The sequence below is a fragment of the Nitrospira sp. ND1 genome, assembly GCF_900170025.1.
Lineage (GTDB): Bacteria > Nitrospirota > Nitrospiria > Nitrospirales > Nitrospiraceae > Nitrospira_A.
This window is the reverse complement of sequence record NZ_FWEX01000006.1, coordinates 1792553-1816687: the sequence shown is the minus strand read 5'-3', so window position 1 is coordinate 1816687 and position 24135 is coordinate 1792553. Positions and strand designations below refer to the sequence as shown.

Genomic DNA, 24135 nt, shown 5'->3' with positions numbered 1-24135 from the left:
TGATCTGGAGGCATGCGACGGTTTTCTTCATTCGGCTCGAAATGGCGGCGCAGGCGTTCAGTGCGGCTCTTTCCGTTCATTGTCGCGTTTCAGCGGTGGATTGTTTGTGCGTGCGTCGCTGGTGGACAGGATCTTTCGGAACTCTTTAAGATACGTTCCCGATTCTATGAACAATGCGCTGACGGTTGTGCGACCGGCGTCGCAGGCTGCGCCACGACGACACGCAGGGGAAGAACGGAACATGACCGCAATACCAGACACCTTGCCCGATCTCCTCGATCAGCTGGCGGCGACGCTGGACGGTGATGCCGCGCGCGGCACGGAGCAGGGGCTCGACCAATCGATTCCGCTCACGCGAGGCCGGCTGCTCCAGACCGTCGGGAATTTGCACCTGTATGAGTTCTATCTCTCCGCCGACGTGGTGGTGGGAGCCGATCTGTCTGCGACTCTGCTCCTGGGCGAAGAGGCTGAACCCACGGAGGGCATTGTGCTGTTTCAGGACGGGGAGCGCCTCGTGCTGCAATTGTTCGATGCCATCGGCGATGTGGTACCCAGCGCCACGCTGGTGCCGGATGCCAGTGGATTGGCCCTGACCACCAGCCGCCGCTTGGCAGAAATGAGCAAAACCGGCGCCTCCTACACACTCGGCCCGGCCGAACGGCTTCTCCCCGTCCTCGAAGCGGGACAAACGGGGGACCGCGCCGCGCTGGAGGCCCTGGTGCCCACCTCCGTGCTGACGCCCTTGTGGCAAGACGATCTGACGGCGCGTCGGCAGAAGCTGGCCACGCTCATTATTGAGCTGCTTCGGGGCAACAAACGCATTCTTCTCGTTGCTCCGGACCACGAGAGCGCCGATGCGATCACCCTTCTCACGGCCCGGGCGATGAAAGCAGCCGGACTGACGTTCAAAAGTTGGCTGAGTCGGTACGAAGTGGCGACCAGCAAGGAGAGCGGAGGCATTCCTCTTCCGGATTTGGGATTCGAGGCGCAGATGCATCAGTTCTATGCCAAGTCTCGCTCCGACAAGGCGGTCTTGCGCAAAAAGTACGATCGGTTCCGTGAACTCACGCCGATTCTGGCCTACAAGGCCCAAAAGCAGAAGGATCTGGACGAGGTGCGGTTGTTGGAATGGCGATTGGTGACCCAGTTGACCGATTTCCTGGCCAAGATCAAGGAAATCGACCAGACCCTGACCGACTATGAACAACTCCCCATCTGGAAGCGGTTGTCCATGCAGGCGGTAGGAAAAAACGTCGAATCGCTGCGTGAGTACAAAGCGATCTATGAACGGCACTGTGCCGGGCTTCGCCATGAAGTCGACATCGCCAAGGAACGGATTGCCGAATTGATTCCCGAGGCGACGGTCCCGAAGGAGCTCAAGCCGGAATTTGCCGAACTCAAGGAAGAAGTCATCCGCTTGGGGGGCACGAAGAAGATTCGCGAACTGCTGGCGGCGCAGGAGGATACCAACCGGCAGGCCTTCGTGCAGAACCGGCGGGTCATCGTCACCACGGCGGCGCGGGTGGCGGTCGATCCGTTGTTTCGCAAGGTGCGGTTCGACGTCTTGATTGCGGATGAGGCGCCACGCATCCGCGCGGCCTTTCTGCTGGCGGCGGCGGGGTTGGTCCGCGAACGGATTGTGCTCAGCGGCGACCTGCGCGAGGTGACGGCCGGTGGCGCCTGGAATCTCACCGACGGGGTCCTGACCGCCGGCTGAACTCGATTCACCTCAGCCGACGGATATTTTCATGTTCCTCACCTTGACGGGTCGAAACCGATCAGCGATAATCCCACTCCATTCCTTAGGCCGAAGTGGCGGAACTGGCAGACGCACTGGTTTCAGGTACCAGCGCCCGTAAGGGTATCCGGGTTCAACTCCCGGCTTCGGCACCATACACAGCTTGCTCGACCCGAAGCCCTTCCGATGGCTCTCGGCGACAGGAAAAACCCTCTAGCAGTCTTTCTCTCTCTTTTCCTGGCCTTCCGAGTAGCTTGCTCGATTGCGAGCCCTTCTATCTATCCAGCCCGGCCATTTGACATACGTTCTGCGTTATATCAATTTGGCGCGGCGCATTTGACATAGCAGTCCGCTTAGATCAAATTGGCCCGGCAGGAGTCGAGGAGTTTCATGAACATCAAGGAGTTCAAGTCGGGGGGGTACGAACAACAGTACGAGTACCGCAGCTTCCTGCCCACGCCGATCAACCGGGAATGGGTCGTGTCTGATCCCCAGATTCTCACACTCCTGGAAGAGACGAATCGTCTGCTCGGAGAGTTGAACGGGTTTTCTCAGCTCATCCCGGACGTGGATTTTTTCATCCGAATGCACATTACCAAGGAAGCCACGACCTCAAGCCGTATTGAGGGCACTCAGACCAATATGGAAGAGGCGCTGATCGGCAAGCTCGACGTCGATCCGGAAAAACGCGATGACTGGCAGGAGGTGCATAATTACATCCAGGCCATCAATTTTTCGATCAAACAGATGGACCAGATGCCCTTGTCCAATCGGCTCTTGCGAGAGACTCATGCTGTGCTGCTGCGCGGGGTGCGTGGCACGCACAAGCAGCCTGGAGAATTTCGCACCAGCCAAAACTGGATCGGTGTCAGTCTTAACCACGCCACCTTTATCCCGCCGCATCACCTCCATGTGCCGGATCTCATGAGTGACCTGGAAAAGTTCATGCACAACGACCAGATTCATGTTCCGCATCTGGTCAGAATCGCGCTCATCCATTATCAGTTTGAAACCATCCATCCGTTTTTAGACGGAAACGGACGGTTGGGTCGTCTGCTCATTGTGCTCTATCTCGTCGGCTCCGGCCTCTTACACAAGCCTGCGCTGTATCTATCCGACTTCTTCGAGCGTCACAAGGGCGAGTATTACGATCAACTGATGGCCGTGCGTACGACTCAGAAGATGGAACCGTGGTTACGATTCTTTCTGCTCGGCATGCGCGAGACGACTGCCTTGTCCATCCAAGTGTTCAGGGACATCCTTACACTCAAGGAGCGGATAGAGCGCAAATATATGCCCACTTTCCATGTGCGTCGCCAGGCTAACGCGCAGATGCTTATGAAGTCTCTTTACCGGGCGCCGGTGATCAACATCAAAATGGTCACCGATCTCATCAAGACACAAACCAATACCGCCGCTGCGCTCATCGATGACTTCGTCAAACTCGGCATTCTTCGTGAGCTGACCGGACAGAGGCGTAATCGCCTGTTCATCTTTCAGGACTATGTGCGCCTGTTCAAAAAATAGCGCCAGATTCACACGGTAGGAACGTTACCAACGCAAGTGCCAGCCAGCTGTACGCCATGTAGCCCTGGTGGTTCGGCCCTACCACTCTTCACGCGAAGTTTGTACGATGCGGAACAGTCCTTGTGAGATCCAATGCCCGGCGCGTCCAACAATCAACCGTCTCACCTCACTCAATGCCTGTCGATGTGGAGCCATCTCATACGCTGGTCGATGTTCCCGGCGGCGAGCCCCTGTTGGGCCACCTGCGTGCGTTCAGGCGGCGACCGCTGCAGGCCATGTCGCAGTGGTGGCGCCGGCACGGCGATGCGCTACGCTTTCGGCTCGGTCCTAAGACGCTCTACCTCCTCAGCCATCCCGATCTCGCCGAAGAGATTCTCGTCCATCAGGCCGATTGTTTCGTGAAAGTGTACGAGCCGCGGCGTCCCACCGGCCTTGCGTTGGTCTTGGGTAACGGATTGGTGACCAGTTCGGGCGAGGTCTGGAAGCGGCACCGGCGCATCATCCAGCCGGTTTTTCATCGCGCCCGCATGGCGGCGATGGCCGAGCGTATGGCGCAGGTGGGCGAGCAGCGGATCGCGGGTTGGACGGTCCACGCGGGGGGGCCGGTCGATATCGCCGACGAAATGATGCGGCTGGCCCTCGAAGTGATCTCTCAAACAATGTTTCACACGAACGTGGCGGACCATATCGACCACATCAGTCATGCGCTACGGGTCAGTCTGAAGTATGCGTTCGATTCGTTTCACAGTCCGCTGCGTGTGCCCCTGTGGGTGCCGACCCCGCGCAACCGTGAATTTCGTCTCGCTCTGCAGTTCATGGACAAGCTGATCTATGGATTGATCGCCGAGCGCCGCCGCACCGGGGCGCAGCGCGACGATCTCCTCGATCTGCTCCTCAGGGCCCGCGATGAGGAAACAGGCGCCGGGTTGAGCGATCAGGAACTGCGGGATGAAGCGCTGACCATCTTTGCGGCCGGACACGAGACCACCGCCAATGCCCTCGCCTGGACCTGGTACTTGCTTGCCACCCATCCGGAGGTAAAGGCGTGTTTCCACGAAGAGGTGGACCGGGTGCTGCAGGGGCGAACGCCTCAGGCCGACGATCTTCAGCAACTCCCGTACACTCGCGCGGTTTTCGATGAAGCGGTTCGTTTATATCCTCCCGTTCCTGCGGTCCAGCGAAAGGCCGCCAGCCGCACAAGCATCGGCGGGCTCACCCTGCCTGCCGGGGCGCTGGTCCTGGTGGGCATTTATCACCTGCATCGGCATCCGGCCTTCTGGCGCGATCCAGAGCGATTCATGCCGGAGCGATGGCTCGAGGGTGAACGGCCGGCTCCCCGATGCGCCTATCTGCCGTTCGGCGCAGGACCACGGGCCTGCGTGGGGACGCATTTCGCGACGGTGGAAGGGCCGCTGCTCCTGGCACTGATCGGCCGCTCCTACGATTTGCAGCTTGCGCAAGAACACGTCGAACCTGAAATCATGGTGACCTTGCGTCCGAAACACGGCATCCGCATGACCATCCAGCCACGACACCAGCCGGTCCCTTCCGCCTAGCAGGATGCGGAAAAAGGCCGCCAGCGGCGTTCTCGCATCGCTCAGACGCTCACCGTACGGCAGAGGGTACGATTCGCCTCTTCGCTCGCTGCGGCCTTGCTGGACGGCCTTTTTGCGCATCCTGCGACCGATTCTGATACCAACACGCCACATGAACTGATCTCGGCGTATGACGCAACAATCGAGTTTTTCCGCAGCCTGCTAGAGCGAACGGGGTTTCATCCGGATTGGCTGCAGTTGTGTTTCGGAAGCATCAGGCATGGAAGGCTGATCCGTCGACAGTCGCATTTCTTGCAGAAGCGGTTCAGTACCCGACCGGGGTCATCAACCAGTTGGTGATATAGACGTTCTGGACCTGTCCTTTGGGAAGCAACGTGTTGATGGCGCGTCGAATGTCTGCTCGCAAGGCCGGCAGCTGCCCGGTCGCACGCAGATCGCTGACGGCATAGGTGTGAAGAATTTCCATCACCTGCCGATCGATCGCGTCGTGGCGGGCCTGGATCAATCCGGCGGTCCCCGAGCGATCGAGCTCCAAGGCCAGATTGACCTGCACATAATAGTAACGTTGGCCGTCATCCACGGGCGCGACGACGGGCGGCAGGTTGATGGTCACACCTGGTTGTCCCTGTGAGGGATCGGGGGGAGCGGTTTGCAATGAGAACGTATGCGGCAGGAGGTCCGGGTGGTACTGGTCCGCCCAATAGCCCACCAGGAGTAGGATACCGCCAATGCTGAACAACACGATGAGGCTGACGCGTAATGTCATGCTGAAGGGGATGAATGTGACGTGAAGCGGCGGTCCTGTTCCCGATGACTCTGCTGACGCGGTCTCGCACCATGAGGACGTTCTGAATAACAGTAGCATCTCCTTGAAAATTGTCAGCAAGGGACTTCCCGGGTGGATACTAGGAAATTGCCCAGGCCTGGTGGTTCGTGATGGTTAGTGCCGTTGGTTGAGGTTCGGATGGTTGCGTAGGGCGCCTCTGTCAGACTTTTCCTTCGCACGATGCCATGTTCGACCGAGTGGGAACATGCCTGGGCTCGGAATGAAGGCCTGATCCGGGCCTCGTGGCTTCGCCATGCTTTGTCATGACTGGCGCGTTGGGAAAGAGAGGACGGGGACTATTGTGAGGCTCGCAGTGGCTTGGGTGAAGCGGCGGCGCAAGCATTTCCCGGACAGGCGTTGTTGCGGCCGGTGAGCCAGAGCCGGTTTCTGGCAAACCATCCATAGGCCTTCGTCATAAGTGGAGCAACCATCGGGAGTCGGCTGAGGCGGGACAGGAATCCCAGGCCGACCGCCTCCCAAATCGCACGGAAGACCTCGACACCGGTGATGACGGCGCCGTCCGCCCACTGGGCGTGAATCACCGCGCTCAGATCCGCGACAGCCAAGCCGGCCGGTGCGGCATCGAAGCCGGCAAGAGAAAAGTCGAGTAGGGTGAGGCGTTGTGTCCTGTCCAGACGCTTCATCAGCGCCATTTCGCGGGCGCAAATGGGGCAGGCTCCGTCATAGAACACGGTGAGTGGATAGACAGCCATCCGAACGGTGCCTCCCTGTCATCCCGGGATCGTAAATCGCCTGGTGAATCGATCCAGCACTTCGTCCAACTCGCTGAAGGTATCCAGGACATCGATGCGGTATTGCGCAAACTGATCGCGCATCACGCGCGCGCCATGGCCGCCGGCCATGACCGTGGTAACGGGTTTCAATTCCTCTGCGAGCGAGTGAATCAATTCCGCTGCGTTGCCTTCCTGCAGCACCAGGGTCAACGACAGGATGGCCAGATCCGGGGCGACCTCCCTGCAGAGCCTGCCGAGGGAGGAGATCGGCACGTTGGCTCCTAAGTAGTAGACCCGGCATCCACGCACGCGGCAACGGTAGGCGACTGCCAATGCCGCAATGTCGTGCTCCTCACCGGGCGGGCAGGCCACGACGACTTTCGCGCCGAATTCCGCCACCGGCAATTGATTCATGGCCGCATACAGTTTTTGTTCAATTTGGCTGGTCACGTAATGTTCCAGGGCGATACTGATGCGCCCGCTGTGCCACAGGTCTCCGACGCGTTCCTGCAGCGGGAGCAGAATTCCGTGGAGTGCCTCTTCAAACGGGACGACTGCGACCGCGCCGTTCAAGCGTTTCTCGAATGTGACGCGGTCGAATGGTTCCAAGGCCGAGAGCAGTTCCCGCAAGAGTCGGTCGAACGTATTGTCCACCACGGCGGGGCGCGGCGCTTCCGTGCGCAGGCGGGTGATCAGCTCCTCACGCCCCAGCTTGGCGAGATCACCGATTGAAGCCCCCGCATCCAATTGCTGCTTCAGATAGCGCAGCAAGGCCACATCTTCATCCGAATAATTGCGATAGCGATTCGCGCCTCGTGTCGGTTTCAACAGGCCAAATCGGCGCTCCCACACCCGAATCACATCGCGACTCAGACCGGTGAGCTTCGCAACCCTATGAATTCTGTGCGTATTCATTGTTGAGCCCAAGTATATGGTTGTGTCCAATGTTTGTCAAATATTTATTGAAATAACTATTGACACATTGGACAAAAAAGGTTAAACATTGGACATAGAGGTTGCAAACATTGGACATGAACATGCGAGGAGTGATCATGGCGACCACAAAGACAATGGAAGGAACTGTGCCAGTAAGTGAAATCCGAAGACAGATTCTGACTCTTTACCAGGAGTCGAACTGCCTGCGGTGCGGCGGACTGATGGTTCGTGATTTCTGCACGGACCTGCTCAGCGGGGCAAGCGGGCTCGATTCCTCCACTTCGCGTTGTGTGCAATGCGGTGATGTCGTTGATCCGGTCATCCGATGGAACCGGCACCTGCAGCAGGCCGCCGGCGTAGTACGGGAAATGAAAACATCGAAGCCGGCCCTGCAGGGCCAGGTCTCTGTTTAGCAACAATCGTGACCCCACTGGGGGTTGTGTCAGGGTTCTCAACCAAGGAGGTTTCTCATGCGGAGGCACATAGGTCTTCAAATTGGAATAGGAGCGGTGCTTGTGGCTGGATCCATGTCGATGGGGGTGTCGGCGAAGGCCGCCGGCGACCATAAGGACATGGTCCTCATCCCGAGCGGCGAGTTCACCATGGGCAGTCACGAACATTCCGACGAGGCGAGGCATCAGGTAGTGCTCGATGCCTATCTGATCGACAAGTTCGAAGCGTCGAACACGCGGTACAAGGAGTTCATGCGGGCCACCGGTCATCCGGCACCGGCCTATTGGGACGACCCGCGGCTCAGCAAGCCCGAGCAACCGGTAGTCGGAGTGAGTTGGACGGACGCCAACGCCTTTTGTAAGTGGGATGGCAAGCGGTTGCCCACCGAGGCGGAATGGGAAAAGGCCGCCAAGGGCCCGGAGGGAGACAACCACTATCCATGGGGGCATCACCTCGATCCGAAGAAGGCCAACTATGGACAGAATGTGGGACGCACTACGCCGGTGGACTCCTACCCTGAAGGCGTGAGCGGCTATGGCGTGTACAACATGGCCGGCAACGTCTTCGAGTGGGTGGATGACTGGTACGACCCGAAATATTACCGCACCAGCAACGCGCTCAATCCCCGTGGCGCCGAGAAGGGCTACAACTTCGCCAATCAAGGCCCGGTGAAGGTCTTGCGCGGCGGGTCCTGGCTGGCTCCGGAAACCTCGCTGCACACCAGCCACCGGTTCTGGAATCAGCCCGAAAACAACTCCTACGGCGTCGGACTGGGTTTCCGTTGCGCGAAGTCGGCCAGCATGGTCTCCGACGAAGCCGCTCAAGCCGGGCGTGATGCCTTCATTCAGGCGCTCGTCGGCATGGGAGCGGAGAAGAACGCCGACGCCCTCGCCTCCATCGAGAAGGCGTTGGCGGCGGATCCCGACAACAAAGAGTATCTGGCCACTCGCGATCTCATCAAAAAGAGCATGAAGAAGTAGCACATAACCGTGGAGGGGGCGGGTGACCGTCCCCCGGCCCGGCCCTCAGGGGCAGGAGGTGTCGCATGAAGACAATGGGGAACGCAGTCGGGGCAGGGCTCATCATGACTGTCGCCATCATGACGGCGACGGCACAGGCTGAGGAGTCCAAGATTCCCGCAGACATGGTGTATGTGGGACAGGGACCGTCGATCATGGGATTAGACAAGGCCCAGCCGGCAGATTCCGGCCGCCGGCTCACGCTGTACGACAAACGGATGAAGACGCCTTTGTCTGCCGAAGCGTTCAACGACGAAGGGCCGGCGCATACGGTGTTCCTGGATTCCTATCTCATCGACAAATACGAGGTGTCGAACAAGGACTATGGCGCCTTCATCAAGGCGACCGGTCATCCGGCGCCGGCCTACTGGGACGATCCGCGCTTGAATAAGCCTCAGCAGCCGGTGGTGGGCGTCAATTGGATCGATGCCAAAACCTACTGCGAATATCGCGAGAAGCGGTTGCCCACCGAAGCCGAATGGGAAAAGGCGGCCCGCGGCCCGCACGGCAACCTCTATCCCTGGGGCAACGACTTCGATTCCAACAAGGCAAATTATGACAGGCATCATGATGCGACCTTGTCGGTGGATTCTCATCCGGAGGGCGCCAGCTACTACGGCGTGTACAACATGGCGGGCAATGTCTTCGAATGGGTCGGCGACTGGTATGACCCGAAATACTACGGGAGACTCGGAACCATGGTGAATCCCACCGGTCCGGAAAAACCCTTGTGGGTCGGTGGAACCGGAACCTACGTAGACCGCTTGACCGTCGGCGAAAAGCGCGTCATCCGCGGTGGCTCGTGGATCGCGCCGGAAGGCACGATTCGCTCGACGCACCGGTTCTGGAATCATCCGCTCAATAACAGCTATGGCGTCGGCCTCGGTTTCAGGTGCGCCAAATCGGCTCCGGCTGACTGGGAGCAGCGCATCAGGGACAGCTACATCACTGCGCTAGTGGAAATGGGGCGGGAACGCTTCAGCGAGGCCCAGCAGGCAGTCAGCCGGGGTTTGGCCATGGATCCGGCGAACGTTGAACTGTTGGAGCTGCGGCCTCTCATCGAACAATCGATGAAACAGCGATGAGTGCACAAGGCGGGGGGCCGGCCCGCCATACACCCGACGGAGGCAGAGCCATGACGTACAGCACGATGATCACACTGGTCGGCGGATTCAGCGCGCTCTTGATGACGGCTGATCTCCAAGCCGGTCCGATCGATGCCAGCCGGCACCCCCATCCGGAGAAACTTCAGATGGTGCATGAGGCGGAACACAGCGTGGATCACGCGTGGGAGGTGTATCACCGCGCGGCCCTGGGAGGCACCGTGGCATCGCCTGATCTGCAGGCGCAGATTGAACTTCATTTGCATGAAGCCAGAACCCTTGTGACACAGGCGCAGGAGGCGGCCGACCGGGGAGACACGGGCAAGGTGGAACGGCTTGTCGGTGAGATCAAGATTCATACGGCCCAGGCAATCGCGGGGAGCAAGGAGCAGAAGAAATGACTCAAGGTTTGACCAGGAGAAGAACCAGGTGGAGATGCATGAGCCTGTTCGTGGCGGCAACCTGTGCGGTCGCCCTGACACCTGTCCTTGCGGCGCCGACTCTCAAGGAGCTGGATCCGGTTCCGATGGTCACCGTGCCGGGCGGAACGTTTCTGATGGGCAGTGAGAATCCCAAGGGGCGGGCCGACGAGTGGCCGCAACGGTCGGTTTATGTCGATACGTTCGCCATCGATCAGGTGGAAGTGACCAATGAGCGGTACATGGCGTTTGTCGCCACAACCGGCCATCGCAGCCCGCCGAATCCCTATGGCACCGGGGTCTTGGTCTCGGCCAAAGGGGTCGAGCAGCTGCCGGTTGTGCAGGTGACGTGGTACGACGCCAAAGCGTATTGCGCGTGGGCCAAGAAACGGCTGCCCACCGAAGCGGAGTGGGAGAAGGCCGCGCGCGGTACCGATGGCCGGATGTTCCCGTGGGGCAACGAGCCCCCGAGTCCGACCCGGGCGAACTTCGATCGGGAGTGGGTCGACGACAAGACGTTGCACGTCGTCGGTTCGTTGTCCGGAGGCGACTCGCCGTACGGGATCAAGGATATGTCCGGGAACGCGCGGGAATGGGTGCAGGATTGGTATGCCCCTGACTACTACGCGAATGCTCCCGACAAGAACCCGCAGGGCCCCGACAAGGGGATCGTCCGGGTGATTCGTGGAGGGTCGTGGCACAGTCCCCAGTCGGATATTACCGCCACGGCGCGGGGACGAGGAGGATTCGCGCTGCAGACGCATGGCACCGGATTCCGGTGTGTCCGGGGTGGAGAGACAGCGAAGTGAGCGATGAACGGGCGCCAGGGATCGGGGCCGGTCCGAAGCAGTGAACGTTAGGAGGTACCGCGACTCCGCACGCGGCCTCCCGTTGAGGAGGGCGGGTTCTTCCTTCGGAGGAATCCGTCCCCTCAGCGAACCATCGGATGACAAGTAGAGGGTACGGCGTCCCCCAGGCGCCACGATCAGGAGGCAGTCATGACGCAGATGTTCGTATATGGTATCGCGGCCATAGTGGTGAGCATCGGAACGGCCTTGTTCGCCGGGAAGCGGCGCGCTGCCTATGCGGCGGTGTGGCCGGCAAGGGCTCGGTTGCGATAGGGCATGGGTGGGCGCCGGAACGGGAGCAGTCGCATGCAGTGGGCCCGGTTCAGTTCGTGGTCGTCCATTTTTTTCCCAGTCGGGGGTTCCAATGGAAACACATGGGACACCAGAATCGCTCTCCACTCCGCAGCCCGAGCATCACATCTGTCCGCGTTGCGGAGGATTGTTGTTGACACAGCACTACATCGATTTGCTTGATGATACCGGCCAGATCGATATTACGGCATGGCATTGCACGATGTGCGGCGAGGTGCTCGACCCGGTCATCCTGAAGAATCGCCGGAGCCCGCCGCCGAACCTGCTGTATGGCACGAAGCAGAGAAAGTTCAGCCAGCGCGTGACGGCCGTTTCCGACAGCAGGCCTGTGAAACAGTCTTCGGACGATCGAGCACCGGATGAGAGTGACGAGGAGTCGGCCGATGAGGCCGACCAGGACGGGGCATCGTAGCCGTGGACTGTGACCGACGGGAGGACAGACAGATGAAGATCATCGTCGCCGGAGGAACGGGATTCATCGGCCATGCGTTGGTCGAAGAGCTGGCCCGACAGGGTCATGAGGTGGTGGTCTTGAGCCGCCGGTCCGGTCATGCGTCTCAGTCGTCGGTCCGGTTCGTGGAATGGGACGCCTGTTCTGCCGGACCCTGGCACTCTGAAGCGGCGACGGCAGATGTCGTCATCAATCTTGCCGGTGCGCCGATCGCCGATGGGCGATGGACGGATGCCCGCAAGCGGCTCCTGGTGGAGAGCCGGGTCCTGTCGACCAGACGGCTGGTAGACGCAGTGGCCGGCCGGTCTGCGCCCCTTCCTCTGTTGATCAACGCATCGGGGATCGGTTACTACGGCCCGAGCGACGATCGGCTTCTGGATGAGGCATCGCCGATCGGGCACGGTTTTCTGGCCGAGCTGTCTGCCGCCTGGGAAGCGGAGGCCTTGCGCGCCGATCGGCTCGGGACGCGTGTCGTACTGTTGAGAACCGGGATGGTGCTCGAACAGGGCGGTGGCGCGTTGCCGAGGATATTGTTGCCGTTTCAGCTCTTCGCCGGAGGGCCGGTGTTGCCGGGCACGCAATGGGTGTCATGGATTCACCGGGCGGATCTCTTGATCCTGATTCAATGGGCCATCGCCACGCCGACCGTCTCCGGCCCTGTGAACGCAGTAGCGCCTGAGGCGGTCACGATGAAGACGTTCTGTGCCACGGTCGGCAAGGTGCTCCATCGTCCCTCGTGGCTTCCGGTTCCCGGCTTCGCGTTGCATCTGGCGTTGGGTGAGGTGGGGACGTTGATGACCACCGGGCAACGTGTCGATCCGGCGAAGGCGAGGGCCGGGGGATATACCTTCCGTTATCCGACGTTGGAGCCGGCCTTGCGGGCGATCGTGAACAAGGAGGATCAGGCATGTCTGCCTTCCTCGACCCGGTGATGCAGTACCTGCAGGCCTTGGCTGTTGCGGTCTTGGTCGGCAAGGTCGTGCTGCTGTCGTTTGTGGTGGCGCCGATTCTGGCCCAGAACCTGGACCAGGATGCTTTCGGCAAGGTCGTGCGCCGGCTCTTTCCTGCCTACTATGTGCTTGGCATGGGAGCCGCTGCGGCCGGGCTGTTGTCGGTCACCGTGCTCGGGAGCACACGTGGCTGGAATCTGCCGGTGCTGATCGCAGGCGGTATCTGGCTGGTGGTTCTCGCGGCAGAATCCTATTGCCGGTCGCCTCTCACTCCGCAGAGTAATGCGATGCGCGATCGGCTGAAGGAACAGGAACAGCACGGGGTCGTCGATGCGACGTTGAAGCGGGCCTGGGATCGATTGCATCAACGGTCCCTCTATCTGAACTCACTGGTGTTGCTGGCGGGCTTATGTTTGGTGGGCGTTGCGCGTCAATTCTGATTGTCACGAAGGGAGATGGACGATGAAAAAGCACATCAATACTTCCGCATACTTGGTCGTAGGGTTCTTGAGCATCTGCCTGAATTACTCGTCTGTCGTAACCGTCACCGCCTGGGCAAGCGAGGGGCAGGAGAAGGCAGGGGCGCCGGCACCCACATTCGGTTTGGAAGCCACGATTCCGGACGGCGTGATCGGTGTGTCGCTGCACGTCGGGGCGGAGCGTGTGGGCGACACGGCCGTGCTCTATGTCGCGCACGTATTGCCCGATGGACCGGCGGAGAAGGCCGGGCTCAAGCCAGGGGATGAGCTGACCACCGTAGACGGTGTGGCCGTGACCGGAAAGACCTACGAACAAGTGGCCCTCATGGTTCGGGGCGAGCCCGGGTCGGTGGTGAAGTTGGGGGTAAAAAGCGAGGGCGGTCCGCGCGAGGTCTCCGTGACTCGTGTCTCGGGCCAGACTCTGTACAAAGGACAAATGGGATCACACGGCGGCTCGGGCCGATAGGTGGCATGTGAAACGGATGCTTGCGGCGCTTGGCTTGTCGATCATCGTGGCCGGACAGCTCACAGTCGAGGCGCAGGGACAGATGGCGCCTGTCTCGCGGACCTCGATCGTCGAGAGAACGGGGTTATTCCTGATGGCGGGCGACTATCGCCGGGCGCTGGAGGCCTGTGAGCAGGCCATTCAGGAGCGGCCGTCGGCAGAGGCCTACCTTCAGCTCACCTATGTCTATCAGGCGATCGACGCCTACCTCGAACAGCTGTCCAAGGATGAGAGTTGGACGGCCGTGGAACAGTTGTATCTGAACCTCGCCTATCGCCACACGGAGGATCTCGTCGATCCACCGGGCGGCCTGGCTCGCATGGCGAAGGAAATGATTCAAACCAGCGTGCGCCAGCAATCCGATGTCAGCGCCGCGATGGCGGTACGGTTGAACAGGGTCACGGCCGATCGTCTCTGGCAGGAGCAGGCGCAGTGGCGGCACACACATCCCACCGAATGGTGGCGGGCGTTTCCGGATTCCTGGGTTCGATGAATGAGCACGGGTCCAGCGAGTCCGTCCGCGGGGAAGGAGCATGAGAATATGACCGCGCACACGACTTCACGAGGCATCGATATCAAACTGTTCGGGGCGCTCTTTCTGCTGGTGGGATTGATCGATGTGCTGATCATCGAATTTTTTCCCGCCTATGCGTTGAAACTGTTCGGCGTCACGATCACCGGTCCGCTGGCCTATGTGGTCAAGCTCCATTCGCCGGCCGTGCATTTTCTGATCGGTTACGGGTTTCTGTTTCTGCGTCCGTGGGCCTGGGGCTTGGCCATGGCGTATGGGGGCTTCGGTCTTACCAGCGAATTGATGAACCAGTTTCAATTCGGGTTCCATCAGTTACGCACGGGCTTCATGGCCACCACAGCCTTGTTTCTCTGTTATGTGGCCTGGCGGCGAATCCTGTTCGCCGATCCTGTTCCTCCGGCGCAGCGGCTGGCGTCCTCCTCTCCCGAGGTTCCCCTATGAAGGGTCTGGTCTGGTTGCGTCGAGATCTCCGGCTCCGTGACAACCCCGCCCTGTCGGCGGCGTGTCAGGAATGTCAGGAGATTGTGCCGCTGTTCGTGTTCGATGAACCGCTGCTGCGTTCGCACGTCTTCGGTTCCGCCTGCGTCGGGTTCATGCTGGGGTGTCTGGAGGAGTTGCGCCGGTCCCTGGCCCTGCACGGCGTGTCCCTCGCCTGGCGGATGGGCGATCCGATTGAATCGGTCATGCAGGCGGCGTCCGACTTCAAGGTCGATGCAGTGTATTGGAACCGGGACTATGAACCGGCGGCGCTGGAGCGGGATCGCACCGTTCAGCAGCGGCTGGCACAACAGGGTCGCACGGTCAGGACGTTCAAGGACCATGTCGTGTTCGAAGCGGAGGAAGTGCGCGGGCTGAGCGGAGATCCGTTTCAGCGCTACAGCGCGTATCGCGACCGCTGGTGGGCAAAATGGCGGGCCGCTGCCCCTCCTCTGCTGGGCATTCCCTCGTTTCCGCCGGCCGGCAAGGCATCCGCTTCTGACTCGCGGGAATGGCCTTCAGTGACGGATCTCGGATATGAGTCGGTGCCGATGTGGATCCAGCCGGGTGAACAGGCTGCGCATGCCAGGCTGCAGTGGTTCCTGGGGGGGCCGGTTCATCAGTATGTGACCGGCAGAAATCTTCCGGCGAGCGACGGTACCTCCAAGTTGTCTCCCCATCTGCGTTTCGGGACGATCTCCGCACGCACGTTGGTGCATGCGGCGCTGAACGCGCTTGCACAAGGCGGCGCGGTGTCGCGCGCGGACGTCTTCACCTGGATCGATGAACTGGTCTGGCGGGAATTTTTTCAGCAAGTCCTCACGGCGTTTCCCCACGTGGCGCATGGGCCGTTCAAAGCGAAACCGGGACTTCCCGAGCCCAGACCAGCGGGGCCTGAGCGCGACCGGTTGTTTGCCGCCTGGTCTCAGGGCCTCACGGGCTACCCGATTGTGGATGCCGGCATGCGCCAATTGAACCAGACGGGATGGATGCACAATCGCGTGCGAATGGTGGTCGCCTCGTTTCTGGTGAAGGATCTCCGGATCGATTGGCAGAGCGGAGAGCGCTATTTCATGGAACGGCTCGTCGACGGAGACCTGGCCGCCAACAACGGCAACTGGCAATGGTGCGCCTCGACGGGGACGGATGCCATGCAGGGCTACAGGATTTTTAATCCGAGAATCCAGAGCGAAAAGTTCGATGCCGAGGGGGAATATCTTCGCCGCTATGTCCCGGAACTCAAGCACGTGCCCACGAAATGGATTCATGAGCCGCATCTCATGCCGCCGTTGGAACAGGTGCAGGCCGGATGCCGCATCGGATCGGATTATCCGGAGCCGATCGTGGACCATCGGCAAGCGCGCCAGGAATATTTGGATCTCGGAAAGGGGCAGGTGAAGGCATGATGACCACTCCGCTTCGCCTGGGCATTAGCCGGTGCCTGCTTGGCGAAGAGGTCCGTTTCGATGGAGGCCACAAACGGGACGTGTTTCTGACCGATGTTCTGGGCCGCTACGTGGAGTGGGTGCCGGTCTGCCCGGAAGTCGAAGCCGGGCTCGGTACCCCGCGTGAAGCGATGCGACTCATCGGCAATCCCGAACAGCCGCGGCTGGTCGCCATTAAGAGCGGGCGGGACCACACGCTGGCGTTGGAGACGATGGCCGGGAAGCGTCTGGGTGATCTTGAGGAGCTGGACCTGTCCGGGTTTGTGTTCAAGAAAGACTCGCCGAGTTGCGGGGTGGAGCGGGTTCGTACCTACAACGAGCATGGCATGCCAGGCAGAAAGGGTGTGGGGTTGTTTGCACGCGCCTTTCTCGATCGGTTTCCGCTCATTCCGGTGGAGGAGGAGGGGCGGCTCTGCGATCCGCTCCTGCGAGAAAACTTCATCGAGCGGGTGTTCTGCTACCGTCGTTGGCAGGATCTGATACAGCGCGGCGTCACGAGGCAGGCGTTGGTGCGGTTTCATACGATCCAGAAATATCTGCTCCTGGCTCATAGCGTCCCGCACTATCGTCAGCTCGGGCGATTGGTTGCGCAGGTGAACGAGTATCGTCCGAAGGACCTGGCCATCCGGTACGGCGAACTGTTTATGCAGGCCCTCGCGGCGAAGGCGACGGTGCGAAAACATGTGAATGTGCTCCAGCACATCCTGGGCCATTTCAAAGAACGACTGGATGCGCAGGAAAAGGCCGAGCTGTTGGGTGTGATCGCGGATTACCACCAGGGACTCACGCCGCTGATTGTTCCGCTGACATTGATCAAACACTACGTCCAGCTCTTCGATGTCGAATACATTCGCGACCAGGTGTATCTGAATCCGCATCCGAAGGAGTTGATGCTCCGCAATCATGTGTAGCAGGCTGCGGAAACACTCGATGGATACGCAATACATGAACCTGCAGGATGCGCAAAAAGGCCGTCCAGCAAGGCCGCAGCAAGCGAAGAGGCGAAACGTACTCGGGCCGTACGGTGAGCCCCTGGGCGCCGCGAGAACGCCGCTGGCGGACTTTTTCCGCATCCTGTTAGAAAGGAGCGACGATGCCGCACGTAGTGATCGAATCGACCGGTGAACTCCAGGCTGTGTACCAGGCCTTCGCCCCGATGTTGCAACGGACGGAGGGGGAGATTGTCAAGGTTCAGGAGTGCTACCTGGCGAAGAGCGGCCGGGAAGCGCTGCTGGATGCGGTCGTGATCGAGCAGGGTACGGCGCGCAGTTTTTTCATCCAGCTGAAACGGCACGAAACGACCATCACCGTCCGCCTTCTCCCGGCCACCGATCCCGAGAAGACGCCGGCCGTCAAAAAGGCGATGGCGCTGGTGGCCGGACTCATCCGGAAGGTGTACTCGGCGAGCCGCTACGGCAAGACCAATCTCCAGGAGTATCTGGATTCCCCGGTGTCGATGTGAGTGCAAACAGGTGTGAATTTCAATCAGAGGAGCGATGACATGACAACAGTGCGACAGGGTGTGATTCTCGTCGGACATGGCGGTATCCCCAGAGGATGCCCGCAGGACCTGGTGACGAAATTGAAACGGCTGGAGGGGCAGCGGCGCGCGGCGAAACAACCGGCCTCGGCCGAAGAACTGGAATTGGATGCCAAAATCCGCCAGTGGCCCAGGAACGCCGAAACGGATCCGTATCAGGTCGGGCTTGAAGCGGTGGCGGCGCAATTGCGCGCGAACCTGGGCGATGTGTTGTTTGCAGTGGCCTATAACGAGTTTTGCGCACCCACGCTGGAAGAGTCGGTCGATCAACTCGTCAAGCAGGGAGCGACCCGCATAACCGTGGCGACCACGATGTTCACGCCGGGCGGTTCGCATTCGGAAGTCGAGATTCCTGAAATCCTCGATCATCTTCGACCGCAGTATCCCGGGGTCGAGTTGCGCTATGCCTGGCCGTTTGATTTGAGCCTGGTTGCGGGGACGCTGGCCGAGCAGGTGCGGCGATTCTCCTGACCGGAGTTCCTGGGTACGGAGAGGTGCGGCCGGGATGCCGGTCAGGGGTCACCTGGGAGTCGGATGATGCACGGATCAGGGAACATGTCAGAGTGGCTCGTCGTCATCGGGCTGGCGGTTTCGGGACTCGTGTCCTCGCCCGTTATCGGCGGGGCGTTTGAAATCGAAGGCGTGACGTTTGCCGATACGTTCCAGGCCGGTCCCCTGCCGATGCCGCTTCAGGGGGTGGGGGTAGCGAAGTTTCTGCGTACGATCACGGTGTATGTCGGGGCACTGTATCTCGCCCCGGGGACGAAACCTGAGCGCGTGTTGGATGATGTGCCGAAGCGTCTGGAGTTGTCCTACTTCAGAGCCATCCAGGCCGGTGACTTCGGGCGGGCGGCGATGAAGGTGCTGGCCGACAATATGTCGCCGGCCACGATCACGCGCCTGAAGCCTCGCATCGAGCAGCTCCATCGGCTCTATCAGGACGTGAAGCCGGGGGACCGGTACGGGCTGACCTATCTCCCCGGAGTCGGAACCGAACTCGCCTTGAACGGCGAGCGGAAGGGCATTGTGGAGGGGGCCGACTTCGCCGCCGCGTATTTCGCCATCTGGCTCGGCCCTGATCCGATCAATGAAGCGTTGAAAGAGGGGCTCATGCACCGGCGGGAGGGGGGCTAGCGCCGGTGATGATGGGGGGCGCTGAAAGAATCCGTCCCTCAGGTTCCTTCGTAGAAGAGCAGGAGAGGAGTCCGCTGTCGTGCAACCGGTTGTCGAACGATTCAAACAGATCTACAGCGGACTGTCGGTTCGCTCGTTGGGATTGCTGAACGAGTTGTACAGCGACGACATCGAGTTTCAAGACCCCTTTCACCGGATCGACGGACTCCCCGCCCTGCGCCAATATTTGGCTGCGCTCTACGCGCAGGTGGAGGCCTGTTCATTCCGGTTCGAGGACGATGTCCGGCAAGGCAATTGTGCCGTATTGACCTGGACCATGCAGCTGAATCACCCGAGGCTCAATGCCGGAGCAGTGGTGACGGTTCCCGGTTCAACGCTCATTCGTTTTCGGGACAAGGTGTTCTACCACCGCGACTACTTCGATGCCGGTGCGATGGTGTACGAGCAGCTCCCGCTGATCGGCATGCTCATCCGGACGATCAAAGGCCGAGTGTGACCCATGAGCCGAACCAGTCTCAATGCTCGACGGGTGTGGGTGACCGGCGCCTCGACCGGTATCGGCCGGGCGGTCACGCTGGAACTCGTTCGTCGTGGGGCCACCGTTTTTGCCTCGGCGCGGAACGAATCGGCGCTCAACGAGCTCGTCCGTGAATGCGGAGACGATCGCGTCACGGCGCTTCCTTTCGATGTGACCGACCGGGCCGCCAATCAGCTCGCGGTGAACGACATGCATCGCCGCGCAGGGGGCCTGGACATTGCCTTTCTCAACGCCGGCACCTGCGAGTACGTGGATGTGGCGGCATTCGACAGTGCGCTGTTCGAGCGGACGATCCGCACCAACTTCCTGAGCATGGTTTATGGGATTGAAGCGGCGCTCCCGCTGCTGCGGCAGTCACCGGCGCCGCAGCTCGTGGGGATGAGCAGTACGGTGGCCTATCGCGGGTTGCCTCGCTCCGAAGCCTACGGGGCGTCGAAGGCGGCGATCAAGAACCTCTTCGAATCGCTGCAAGTCGATCTCGCGCCCGAAGGTATCAGCGTGTCGGTCGTGTGTCCGGGGTTCGTACGGACACCGTTGACCGACCGGAACGATTTCCCGATGCCGTTCAGGATCGAAGCCGAGGACGCGGCCAGACGCATCGTCGACGGGATCGAGGCCCGGAAGCCGGAGATTCATTTCCCGCGGCGATTCAGCCTGCTCTTCAAGTTCCTGACCCTGCTCCCGAGCCGCTGGTACATCGGCCTCTGCGCCAGGATGGTGAAGCAGTCATGAAGCTCGCCATTGTCGGAACGGGCATTGCGGGGATGACGGCGGCGCATGTGCTCCACCGGGATCATGACCTCACAATCTTCGAGGCCGGTGCGTACATCGGGGGTCATACCAACACGGTCGATGTCAATCTGCAGGGGACGACCTATGCGATCGATACCGGTTTTATCGTATTCAATGACTGGACCTACCCGAATTTTATGGCCCTGCTGGATCGCCTGGGTGTGGCCTCACAGCCGAGCGACATGAGCTTCAGTGTGCGTTGCGAAGAAACCGGGCTGGAGTATAACGGCACCTCGTTGAACAGCCTCTTCGCCCAGCGGCGCAATCTGCTGCGGCCCTCGTTCTATCGCATGATCCGGGATATTCTCCGCTTCAATCGGGAGTCCCTGGAATTGCTGGATCAACCGGGCCCGGGCCCTTCGCTGGGCGCGTATCTGGAGCAGAATCGCTACTCGCCGGCGTTTATTCGTCACTACATCGTTCCCATGGCAGGGGCCATCTGGTCGGCCGGCCGCGCCACGATGCGGGAGTTTCCGGTGCGGTACCTCGTTCAGTTTTTCAAGAACCACGGCATGTTGTCGGTCGATGCGCGTCCGACCTGGAGGGTGGTGACCGGCGGCTCCCGGCAATATGTCGAGCGCCTGGTGCGGCCCTTCCGTGACCGCATCCGGCTTCAGTCTCCGGTGGAATCGGTCACTCGTTACGCGGACCGTGTCGAGGTGCGGGGATGCGACCCTCGCGGGATCCACCGGACCGAGTCATTCGACGGAGTCCTTCTCGCCTGCCATAGCGACCAGGCGTTGGCGCTGTTAGCGGACCCGTCTCCCCTGGAGAAGGAAATTCTCGGGGCGATCCGTTATCAACCGAATGAAGCCGTGTTGCACATAGACCGATCGCTTCTTCCGAGACGCCGCCTGGCCTGGGCGGCCTGGAACTATCATCTGGTGCCGAACCCGCCGGACCATGCCTTGGTGACCTATCACATGAATCGACTCCAGGGGCTGAGCGCGCCGTACGATTTCTGCGTGACGTTGAATCACAGCGCGGCGATCGATCCGGCGACGATTCTCCAGCGCATCACGTATCACCATCCGGTCTTTTCCCCCGAAGCGATCGCCGCGCAGCAACGGCATGGGGAGATCAACGGACGTCGCCGGACGTGGTATTGCGGGGCCTATTGGGGCTTCGGTTTCCATGAAGACGGCGTGAAGAGCGCCATGACGGCCTGTCAGGCGCTCACGGCGGGGCATGCATGAAGAGCTGCGTGTATGAAGGAACGGTCAGGCATCGACGCGATGCGCCGGCCCGCCATTCGTTCCACTACTCGATCTTCATGATGTATCTGGATCTGGCCGAATTACCGGACCTCTTCCATGAACGCTGGTTTTGGTCTCCCGCGACCCCGAACCTGGCCTGGTTTAGGCAGAGCGACCACCTGGGCGATCCGGAGAAGCCTCTGGATCAGAATGTGCGTGATCTCGTCGAATCGAAGACCGGTCGCCGGCCGGCCGGTCCGATCCGGCTGCTTACGCACCTGCGGTACTTCGGGTACGGCTTCAACCCGGTGAGCTTTTACTATTGTTTCGACCCCGCCGATCGGCTGGTTGAGACCGTTGTGGCTGAAGTGACGAACACACCGTGGGGCGAACAGCATTGTTATGTGCTCGGTGCTTCCCTGGATGAGGGGATCGGTCGTCGACACCGGTATCGCTTCGGTAAGCAATTTCACGTCTCTCCGTTCATGGGCATGGATGTGGACTACGATTGGCGGTTCGGCACGCCCGGCGCAGCGCTTTCCGTGCACATGGAGAATTTCCGCGGTGGAGAACGATTCTTCGATGCCACGATGGTCCTGCGCCGGAAGGAGTTGACCGGTAGGTCCCTGGCCCGTGTGTTGCTTCGGTACCCGCTGATGACGACGCAGGTCATTGCGGCGATCCATTGGCAGGCGTTGCGCCTGTGGTTGAAACGTTGTCCCGTCATTCCCCATCCCGACAGGTCCAGGCGTTCCGTCGATGCAAGGAGGATATCCGGATGAATGATCTCGTGCCGACCGACTGTTCAACCGCCGTGGACCGGCAGCCGCCGCATGCCGCAGAGTCTGACCCTTCTCCCGGCCTGCTGGTCCGGATTGCCAGACGCATCGTCCGTGCCCGTCTGCGCCGGCTCATCCAGGGAAGGATCACGGTGGTGGAGGGGTCGCGCCGCACGGTCTTCGGTGAGCCTGCCGCCGTTTCAACGCTCAAGGCGACGATTACTATTCTCGAGCCCGACTGTTATCTCGACATCGCGTGGAGCGGGACGGTGGGTGCGGGAGAAAGTTATGCCCGTGGCGATTGGCATTGCGACGACCTCACGGCGCTGGTCCGGATTTTCGCGTTGAATCGATCGCTCGTGGACGGCATGGAGCGGGGCGTGGCGCGCTTGTCCGCACCGTTGCTCAAGGTTGCGCACCGGCTGCGACGGAATACCAAAACGGGAAGCCGGCAAAACATTGCGGCCCATTACGACCTGAGCAACGAATTCTTTACGCAGATGCTGGACCGGACCATGATGTACTCCTGCGCCTATTTCCAACGTCCCGACAACACGCTGGAAGAGGCTTCACGCGCCAAGCTCGATTTGATCTGCCGCAAGCTCCATCTGAGGGAAGACGACCATCTGGTGGAAATCGGATCCGGCTGGGGCGGCCTGGCCTGTCACGCCGCGAAGACCTACGGTTGTCGAGTGACGACGACCACGATTTCCCGTGCGCAGTACGAATTGGCGGTGCGCCGTGTGCGTGAGGACGGCCTGTCCGATCGTGTGCGGGTGCTGCTCACCGATTATCGGGATTTGCCCGCGCTCGGCTTGCGGTTCGACAAGCTGGTCTCGGTGGAGATGATCGAGGCCGTGGGCCATGAATACTATCCCACGTTCTTCGATGTCTGCAGTCGTCTGCTGAAACCAGACGGGCTGATGCTGCTCCAGGCGATCACCATCGATGAGCGGTACTATGAGCGGGCGAAACGGTCGGTCGATTTTATCCAACGCTTCATCTTCCCCGGTAGTTGCATTCCCTCGGTGAATACCTTGTGTCGGGCCATGGCGCAGGCCTCGGACTTCAGCCTGTTGCATCTACAGGATATCGGCGCGCATTACCCGCCGACCTTGCGAGGATGGCGCGACAACCTGCGGAAGAATGTCGAGCATGTGGGGCGGCTCGGATTTCGTTCCGAGTTCCTGCGGCTGTGGGATTTTTATTTGTCCTACTGCGAAGGCGGATTCCTCGAACGGTCGATTTCGACGGCCCACCTCCTGTTCGCGAAATCCGGGTGGCGGCAGGATTCCCTGGCAGGATGAGCAACGCCATCGCCAATGCGGTGGTCTTTCAGCTCGGGTGGTGGATCGCTGTCCTTGGCGCGGGTTGGGCCTATCAATGGATCGGCCCGCTCCTGGTGGCGTGCCTGGTCTGCGTGAATGTCTGGTCCTCGGCCGATCCCCGCGTAACTACTCGAATCGTTATCGTGGTTGGATTGTTCGGAACGCTGCTGGACAGCGCCCTCAGCTTCGCCGGTTTCCTCTTGTTTGTCGAGAACCCCTTCGCGCCCTGGCTGTGTCCGCCCTGGTTGATCGCACTCTGGTGCCTCTTGGCGACGACGTTGAACGGGTCTCTTCGTTGGTTGGCGGGGCGCAATCGGTCGGCGGCGCTTGTCGGGGGGATCTTCGGTCCGTTGAGTTACTACGCAGGACAACAACTCGGAGCGCTCCGGCTTGGCCGCAATGAGACCCTCTCGTTGTTGTTGCTGTCTATCCTGTGGGCGGTCGTGCTGCCGCTGTTGTTGCGTTGGGCTTCGGGGCGGAGGAGCGCAAGTGGGTCCGGTGATGCTTGATGGGGGGAT

The 24135-nt window shown here is 60.6% G+C and carries 29 protein-coding genes and 1 tRNA gene; 27 read left to right on the top strand and 3 right to left on the bottom strand.

The window, feature by feature from the left end:
* Positions 1 to 241: 241 nt before the first annotated feature.
* From NSND_RS13220 to NSND_RS13205, 4 genes are all read left to right on the top strand, one after another.
* Positions 242 to 1717 carry a DEAD/DEAH box helicase family protein gene (locus NSND_RS13220; RefSeq protein ID WP_143833548.1) on the top strand — a complete coding sequence of 492 codons (1476 nt, stop codon included), beginning with the start codon at positions 242 to 244 and terminating at the stop codon, positions 1715 to 1717.
* 89 nt (positions 1718 to 1806) lie between these two features.
* Positions 1807 to 1893, top strand: a tRNA-Leu gene (locus NSND_RS13215).
* Between the two features lie 235 nt (positions 1894 to 2128).
* Entirely contained in the window at positions 2129 to 3265 is a 1137-nt protein-coding gene (locus NSND_RS13210) for a Fic family protein (protein ID WP_080879445.1), read from the top strand.
* Between the two features lie 185 nt (positions 3266 to 3450).
* Positions 3451 to 4821, top strand: a complete 1371-nt coding sequence (locus NSND_RS13205) for a cytochrome P450 (RefSeq protein WP_235000246.1) — start codon at positions 3451 to 3453, stop codon at positions 4819 to 4821.
* 304 nt (positions 4822 to 5125) lie between these two features.
* On the opposite strand, the gene fliL is transcribed toward NSND_RS13205, so the two are convergent.
* The 3 genes from fliL to NSND_RS13190 form a co-directional block, all read right to left on the bottom strand.
* Positions 5126 to 5587, bottom strand: coding sequence for a flagellar basal body-associated FliL family protein (gene fliL / locus NSND_RS13200; RefSeq protein ID WP_159450778.1), 462 nt, complete (start codon positions 5585 to 5587; stop codon positions 5126 to 5128).
* Between the two features lie 356 nt (positions 5588 to 5943).
* Positions 5944 to 6360 carry a thiol-disulfide oxidoreductase DCC family protein gene (locus NSND_RS13195; RefSeq protein ID WP_080879442.1) on the bottom strand — a complete coding sequence of 139 codons (417 nt, stop codon included), beginning with the start codon at positions 6358 to 6360 and terminating at the stop codon, positions 5944 to 5946.
* Between the two features lie 18 nt (positions 6361 to 6378).
* Complete coding sequence (locus tag NSND_RS13190; protein ID WP_080879441.1) at positions 6379 to 7296, bottom strand: MerR family transcriptional regulator; 918 nt, start codon at positions 7294 to 7296, stop codon at positions 6379 to 6381.
* A 137-nt stretch (positions 7297 to 7433) separates the two neighbouring features.
* Between NSND_RS13190 and NSND_RS13185 the strand changes: the two genes are divergently transcribed.
* The 23 genes from NSND_RS13185 (at position 7434) to NSND_RS13075 (ending at position 24126) form a co-directional block, all read left to right on the top strand.
* The gene (locus tag NSND_RS13185; protein WP_080879440.1) at positions 7434 to 7730 is read left to right on the top strand and encodes a hypothetical protein; all 297 of its coding nucleotides are present in this window, start codon (positions 7434 to 7436) and stop codon (positions 7728 to 7730) included.
* A gap of 102 nt (positions 7731 to 7832) precedes the next feature.
* Positions 7833 to 8750: a formylglycine-generating enzyme family protein gene (locus NSND_RS13180; protein ID WP_235000245.1), complete on the top strand. Its 918-nt coding sequence runs from the start codon at positions 7833 to 7835 to the stop codon at positions 8748 to 8750.
* Positions 8751 to 8815: 65 nt separating this feature from the next.
* Positions 8816 to 9874 carry a formylglycine-generating enzyme family protein gene (locus tag NSND_RS13175; protein ID WP_080879438.1) on the top strand — a complete coding sequence of 353 codons (1059 nt, stop codon included), beginning with the start codon at positions 8816 to 8818 and terminating at the stop codon, positions 9872 to 9874.
* Positions 9875 to 9924: 50 nt separating this feature from the next.
* Positions 9925 to 10293: a hypothetical protein gene (locus tag NSND_RS13170; protein WP_080879437.1), complete on the top strand. Its 369-nt coding sequence runs from the start codon at positions 9925 to 9927 to the stop codon at positions 10291 to 10293.
* A 38-nt stretch (positions 10294 to 10331) separates the two neighbouring features.
* The gene (locus tag NSND_RS13165; protein ID WP_080879436.1) at positions 10332 to 11120 is read left to right on the top strand and encodes a formylglycine-generating enzyme family protein; all 789 of its coding nucleotides are present in this window, start codon (positions 10332 to 10334) and stop codon (positions 11118 to 11120) included.
* Between the two features lie 189 nt (positions 11121 to 11309).
* Entirely contained in the window at positions 11310 to 11432 is a 123-nt protein-coding gene (locus NSND_RS21845; protein ID WP_255373877.1) for a hypothetical protein, read from the top strand.
* A 172-nt stretch (positions 11433 to 11604) separates the two neighbouring features.
* Entirely contained in the window at positions 11605 to 11883 is a 279-nt protein-coding gene (locus NSND_RS13160) for a hypothetical protein (protein ID WP_235000244.1), read from the top strand.
* A 32-nt stretch (positions 11884 to 11915) separates the two neighbouring features.
* The gene (locus tag NSND_RS13155; protein ID WP_080879434.1) at positions 11916 to 12854 is read left to right on the top strand and encodes a TIGR01777 family oxidoreductase; all 939 of its coding nucleotides are present in this window, start codon (positions 11916 to 11918) and stop codon (positions 12852 to 12854) included.
* A complete protein-coding gene (locus tag NSND_RS13150; RefSeq protein WP_080879433.1) occupies positions 12830 to 13312 on the top strand; it encodes a DUF4149 domain-containing protein in 483 nt (160 codons plus the stop codon). The genes NSND_RS13155 and NSND_RS13150 overlap by 25 nt, the downstream gene beginning before the upstream one ends.
* A gap of 22 nt (positions 13313 to 13334) precedes the next feature.
* Positions 13335 to 13817, top strand: a complete 483-nt coding sequence (locus NSND_RS13145; protein ID WP_080879432.1) for a PDZ domain-containing protein — start codon at positions 13335 to 13337, stop codon at positions 13815 to 13817.
* 7 nt (positions 13818 to 13824) lie between these two features.
* Positions 13825 to 14349: a hypothetical protein gene (locus tag NSND_RS13140; RefSeq protein ID WP_143833546.1), complete on the top strand. Its 525-nt coding sequence runs from the start codon at positions 13825 to 13827 to the stop codon at positions 14347 to 14349.
* 48 nt (positions 14350 to 14397) lie between these two features.
* The gene (locus NSND_RS13135; protein WP_080879430.1) at positions 14398 to 14829 is read left to right on the top strand and encodes a hypothetical protein; all 432 of its coding nucleotides are present in this window, start codon (positions 14398 to 14400) and stop codon (positions 14827 to 14829) included.
* Complete coding sequence (locus NSND_RS13130; protein ID WP_080879429.1) at positions 14826 to 16271, top strand: cryptochrome/photolyase family protein; 1446 nt, start codon at positions 14826 to 14828, stop codon at positions 16269 to 16271. The genes NSND_RS13135 and NSND_RS13130 overlap by 4 nt, the downstream gene beginning before the upstream one ends.
* Complete coding sequence (locus NSND_RS13125; RefSeq protein WP_200810532.1) at positions 16268 to 17221, top strand: YbgA family protein; 954 nt, start codon at positions 16268 to 16270, stop codon at positions 17219 to 17221. Before NSND_RS13130 ends, NSND_RS13125 begins: the two co-directional genes overlap by 4 nt.
* A gap of 182 nt (positions 17222 to 17403) precedes the next feature.
* Entirely contained in the window at positions 17404 to 17772 is a 369-nt protein-coding gene (locus NSND_RS13115) for a hypothetical protein (protein WP_143833545.1), read from the top strand.
* 39 nt (positions 17773 to 17811) lie between these two features.
* Positions 17812 to 18321 carry a sirohydrochlorin chelatase gene (locus NSND_RS13110; RefSeq protein ID WP_080879426.1) on the top strand — a complete coding sequence of 170 codons (510 nt, stop codon included), beginning with the start codon at positions 17812 to 17814 and terminating at the stop codon, positions 18319 to 18321.
* Between the two features lie 84 nt (positions 18322 to 18405).
* Positions 18406 to 18984 (top strand): chalcone isomerase family protein, encoded by a 579-nt coding sequence (locus NSND_RS13105; protein WP_159450777.1) that lies wholly within the window; start codon positions 18406 to 18408, stop codon positions 18982 to 18984.
* A 79-nt stretch (positions 18985 to 19063) separates the two neighbouring features.
* Positions 19064 to 19480 (top strand): nuclear transport factor 2 family protein, encoded by a 417-nt coding sequence (locus NSND_RS13100; RefSeq protein WP_080879424.1) that lies wholly within the window; start codon positions 19064 to 19066, stop codon positions 19478 to 19480.
* Between the two features lie 3 nt (positions 19481 to 19483).
* On the top strand, positions 19484 to 20254 hold the full coding sequence (locus NSND_RS13095) for an SDR family NAD(P)-dependent oxidoreductase (RefSeq protein WP_080879423.1): 771 nt from the start codon (positions 19484 to 19486) through the stop codon (positions 20252 to 20254).
* The gene (locus NSND_RS13090; protein ID WP_080879422.1) at positions 20251 to 21510 is read left to right on the top strand and encodes an NAD(P)/FAD-dependent oxidoreductase; all 1260 of its coding nucleotides are present in this window, start codon (positions 20251 to 20253) and stop codon (positions 21508 to 21510) included. The genes NSND_RS13095 and NSND_RS13090 overlap by 4 nt, the downstream gene beginning before the upstream one ends.
* Positions 21507 to 22292: a DUF1365 domain-containing protein gene (locus NSND_RS13085; RefSeq protein ID WP_080879421.1), complete on the top strand. Its 786-nt coding sequence runs from the start codon at positions 21507 to 21509 to the stop codon at positions 22290 to 22292. The genes NSND_RS13090 and NSND_RS13085 overlap by 4 nt, the downstream gene beginning before the upstream one ends.
* Entirely contained in the window at positions 22289 to 23596 is a 1308-nt protein-coding gene (locus tag NSND_RS13080; RefSeq protein WP_080879420.1) for an SAM-dependent methyltransferase, read from the top strand. Before NSND_RS13085 ends, NSND_RS13080 begins: the two co-directional genes overlap by 4 nt.
* The gene (locus NSND_RS13075) at positions 23593 to 24126 is read left to right on the top strand and encodes a DUF2878 domain-containing protein (protein WP_080879419.1); all 534 of its coding nucleotides are present in this window, start codon (positions 23593 to 23595) and stop codon (positions 24124 to 24126) included. The genes NSND_RS13080 and NSND_RS13075 overlap by 4 nt, the downstream gene beginning before the upstream one ends.
* Positions 24127 to 24135: the final 9 nt, after the last annotated feature.

What these genes read in the sequence shown, in the direction of transcription:
- NSND_RS13190 (WP_080879441.1), bottom strand. Translation starts at nt 7,296, where the DNA reads ATGAATACGCACAGAATTCATAGGGTTGCGAAGCTCACCGGTCTGAGT.
- fliL (WP_159450778.1), bottom strand. Translation starts at nt 5,587, where the DNA reads ATGACATTACGCGTCAGCCTCATCGTGTTGTTCAGCATTGGCGGTATC.
- NSND_RS21845 (WP_255373877.1), top strand. Translation starts at nt 11,310, where the DNA reads ATGACGCAGATGTTCGTATATGGTATCGCGGCCATAGTGGTGAGCATC.
- NSND_RS13080 (WP_080879420.1), top strand. Translation starts at nt 22,289, where the DNA reads ATGAATGATCTCGTGCCGACCGACTGTTCAACCGCCGTGGACCGGCAG.
- NSND_RS13130 (WP_080879429.1), top strand. Translation starts at nt 14,826, where the DNA reads ATGAAGGGTCTGGTCTGGTTGCGTCGAGATCTCCGGCTCCGTGACAAC.
- NSND_RS13195 (WP_080879442.1), bottom strand. Translation starts at nt 6,360, where the DNA reads ATGGCTGTCTATCCACTCACCGTGTTCTATGACGGAGCCTGCCCCATT.
- NSND_RS13220 (WP_143833548.1), top strand. Translation starts at nt 242, where the DNA reads ATGACCGCAATACCAGACACCTTGCCCGATCTCCTCGATCAGCTGGCG.
- NSND_RS13095 (WP_080879423.1), top strand. Translation starts at nt 19,484, where the DNA reads ATGAGCCGAACCAGTCTCAATGCTCGACGGGTGTGGGTGACCGGCGCC.
- NSND_RS13115 (WP_143833545.1), top strand. Translation starts at nt 17,404, where the DNA reads ATGCCGCACGTAGTGATCGAATCGACCGGTGAACTCCAGGCTGTGTAC.
- NSND_RS13175 (WP_080879438.1), top strand. Translation starts at nt 8,816, where the DNA reads ATGAAGACAATGGGGAACGCAGTCGGGGCAGGGCTCATCATGACTGTC.
- NSND_RS13075 (WP_080879419.1), top strand. Translation starts at nt 23,593, where the DNA reads ATGAGCAACGCCATCGCCAATGCGGTGGTCTTTCAGCTCGGGTGGTGG.
- NSND_RS13170 (WP_080879437.1), top strand. Translation starts at nt 9,925, where the DNA reads ATGACGTACAGCACGATGATCACACTGGTCGGCGGATTCAGCGCGCTC.
- NSND_RS13150 (WP_080879433.1), top strand. Translation starts at nt 12,830, where the DNA reads ATGTCTGCCTTCCTCGACCCGGTGATGCAGTACCTGCAGGCCTTGGCT.
- NSND_RS13090 (WP_080879422.1), top strand. Translation starts at nt 20,251, where the DNA reads ATGAAGCTCGCCATTGTCGGAACGGGCATTGCGGGGATGACGGCGGCG.
- NSND_RS13105 (WP_159450777.1), top strand. Translation starts at nt 18,406, where the DNA reads ATGTCAGAGTGGCTCGTCGTCATCGGGCTGGCGGTTTCGGGACTCGTG.
- NSND_RS13185 (WP_080879440.1), top strand. Translation starts at nt 7,434, where the DNA reads ATGGCGACCACAAAGACAATGGAAGGAACTGTGCCAGTAAGTGAAATC.
- NSND_RS13085 (WP_080879421.1), top strand. Translation starts at nt 21,507, where the DNA reads ATGAAGAGCTGCGTGTATGAAGGAACGGTCAGGCATCGACGCGATGCG.
- NSND_RS13135 (WP_080879430.1), top strand. Translation starts at nt 14,398, where the DNA reads ATGACCGCGCACACGACTTCACGAGGCATCGATATCAAACTGTTCGGG.
- NSND_RS13165 (WP_080879436.1), top strand. Translation starts at nt 10,332, where the DNA reads ATGAGCCTGTTCGTGGCGGCAACCTGTGCGGTCGCCCTGACACCTGTC.
- NSND_RS13210 (WP_080879445.1), top strand. Translation starts at nt 2,129, where the DNA reads ATGAACATCAAGGAGTTCAAGTCGGGGGGGTACGAACAACAGTACGAG.
- NSND_RS13110 (WP_080879426.1), top strand. Translation starts at nt 17,812, where the DNA reads ATGACAACAGTGCGACAGGGTGTGATTCTCGTCGGACATGGCGGTATC.
- NSND_RS13155 (WP_080879434.1), top strand. Translation starts at nt 11,916, where the DNA reads ATGAAGATCATCGTCGCCGGAGGAACGGGATTCATCGGCCATGCGTTG.
- NSND_RS13145 (WP_080879432.1), top strand. Translation starts at nt 13,335, where the DNA reads ATGAAAAAGCACATCAATACTTCCGCATACTTGGTCGTAGGGTTCTTG.
- NSND_RS13125 (WP_200810532.1), top strand. Translation starts at nt 16,268, where the DNA reads ATGATGACCACTCCGCTTCGCCTGGGCATTAGCCGGTGCCTGCTTGGC.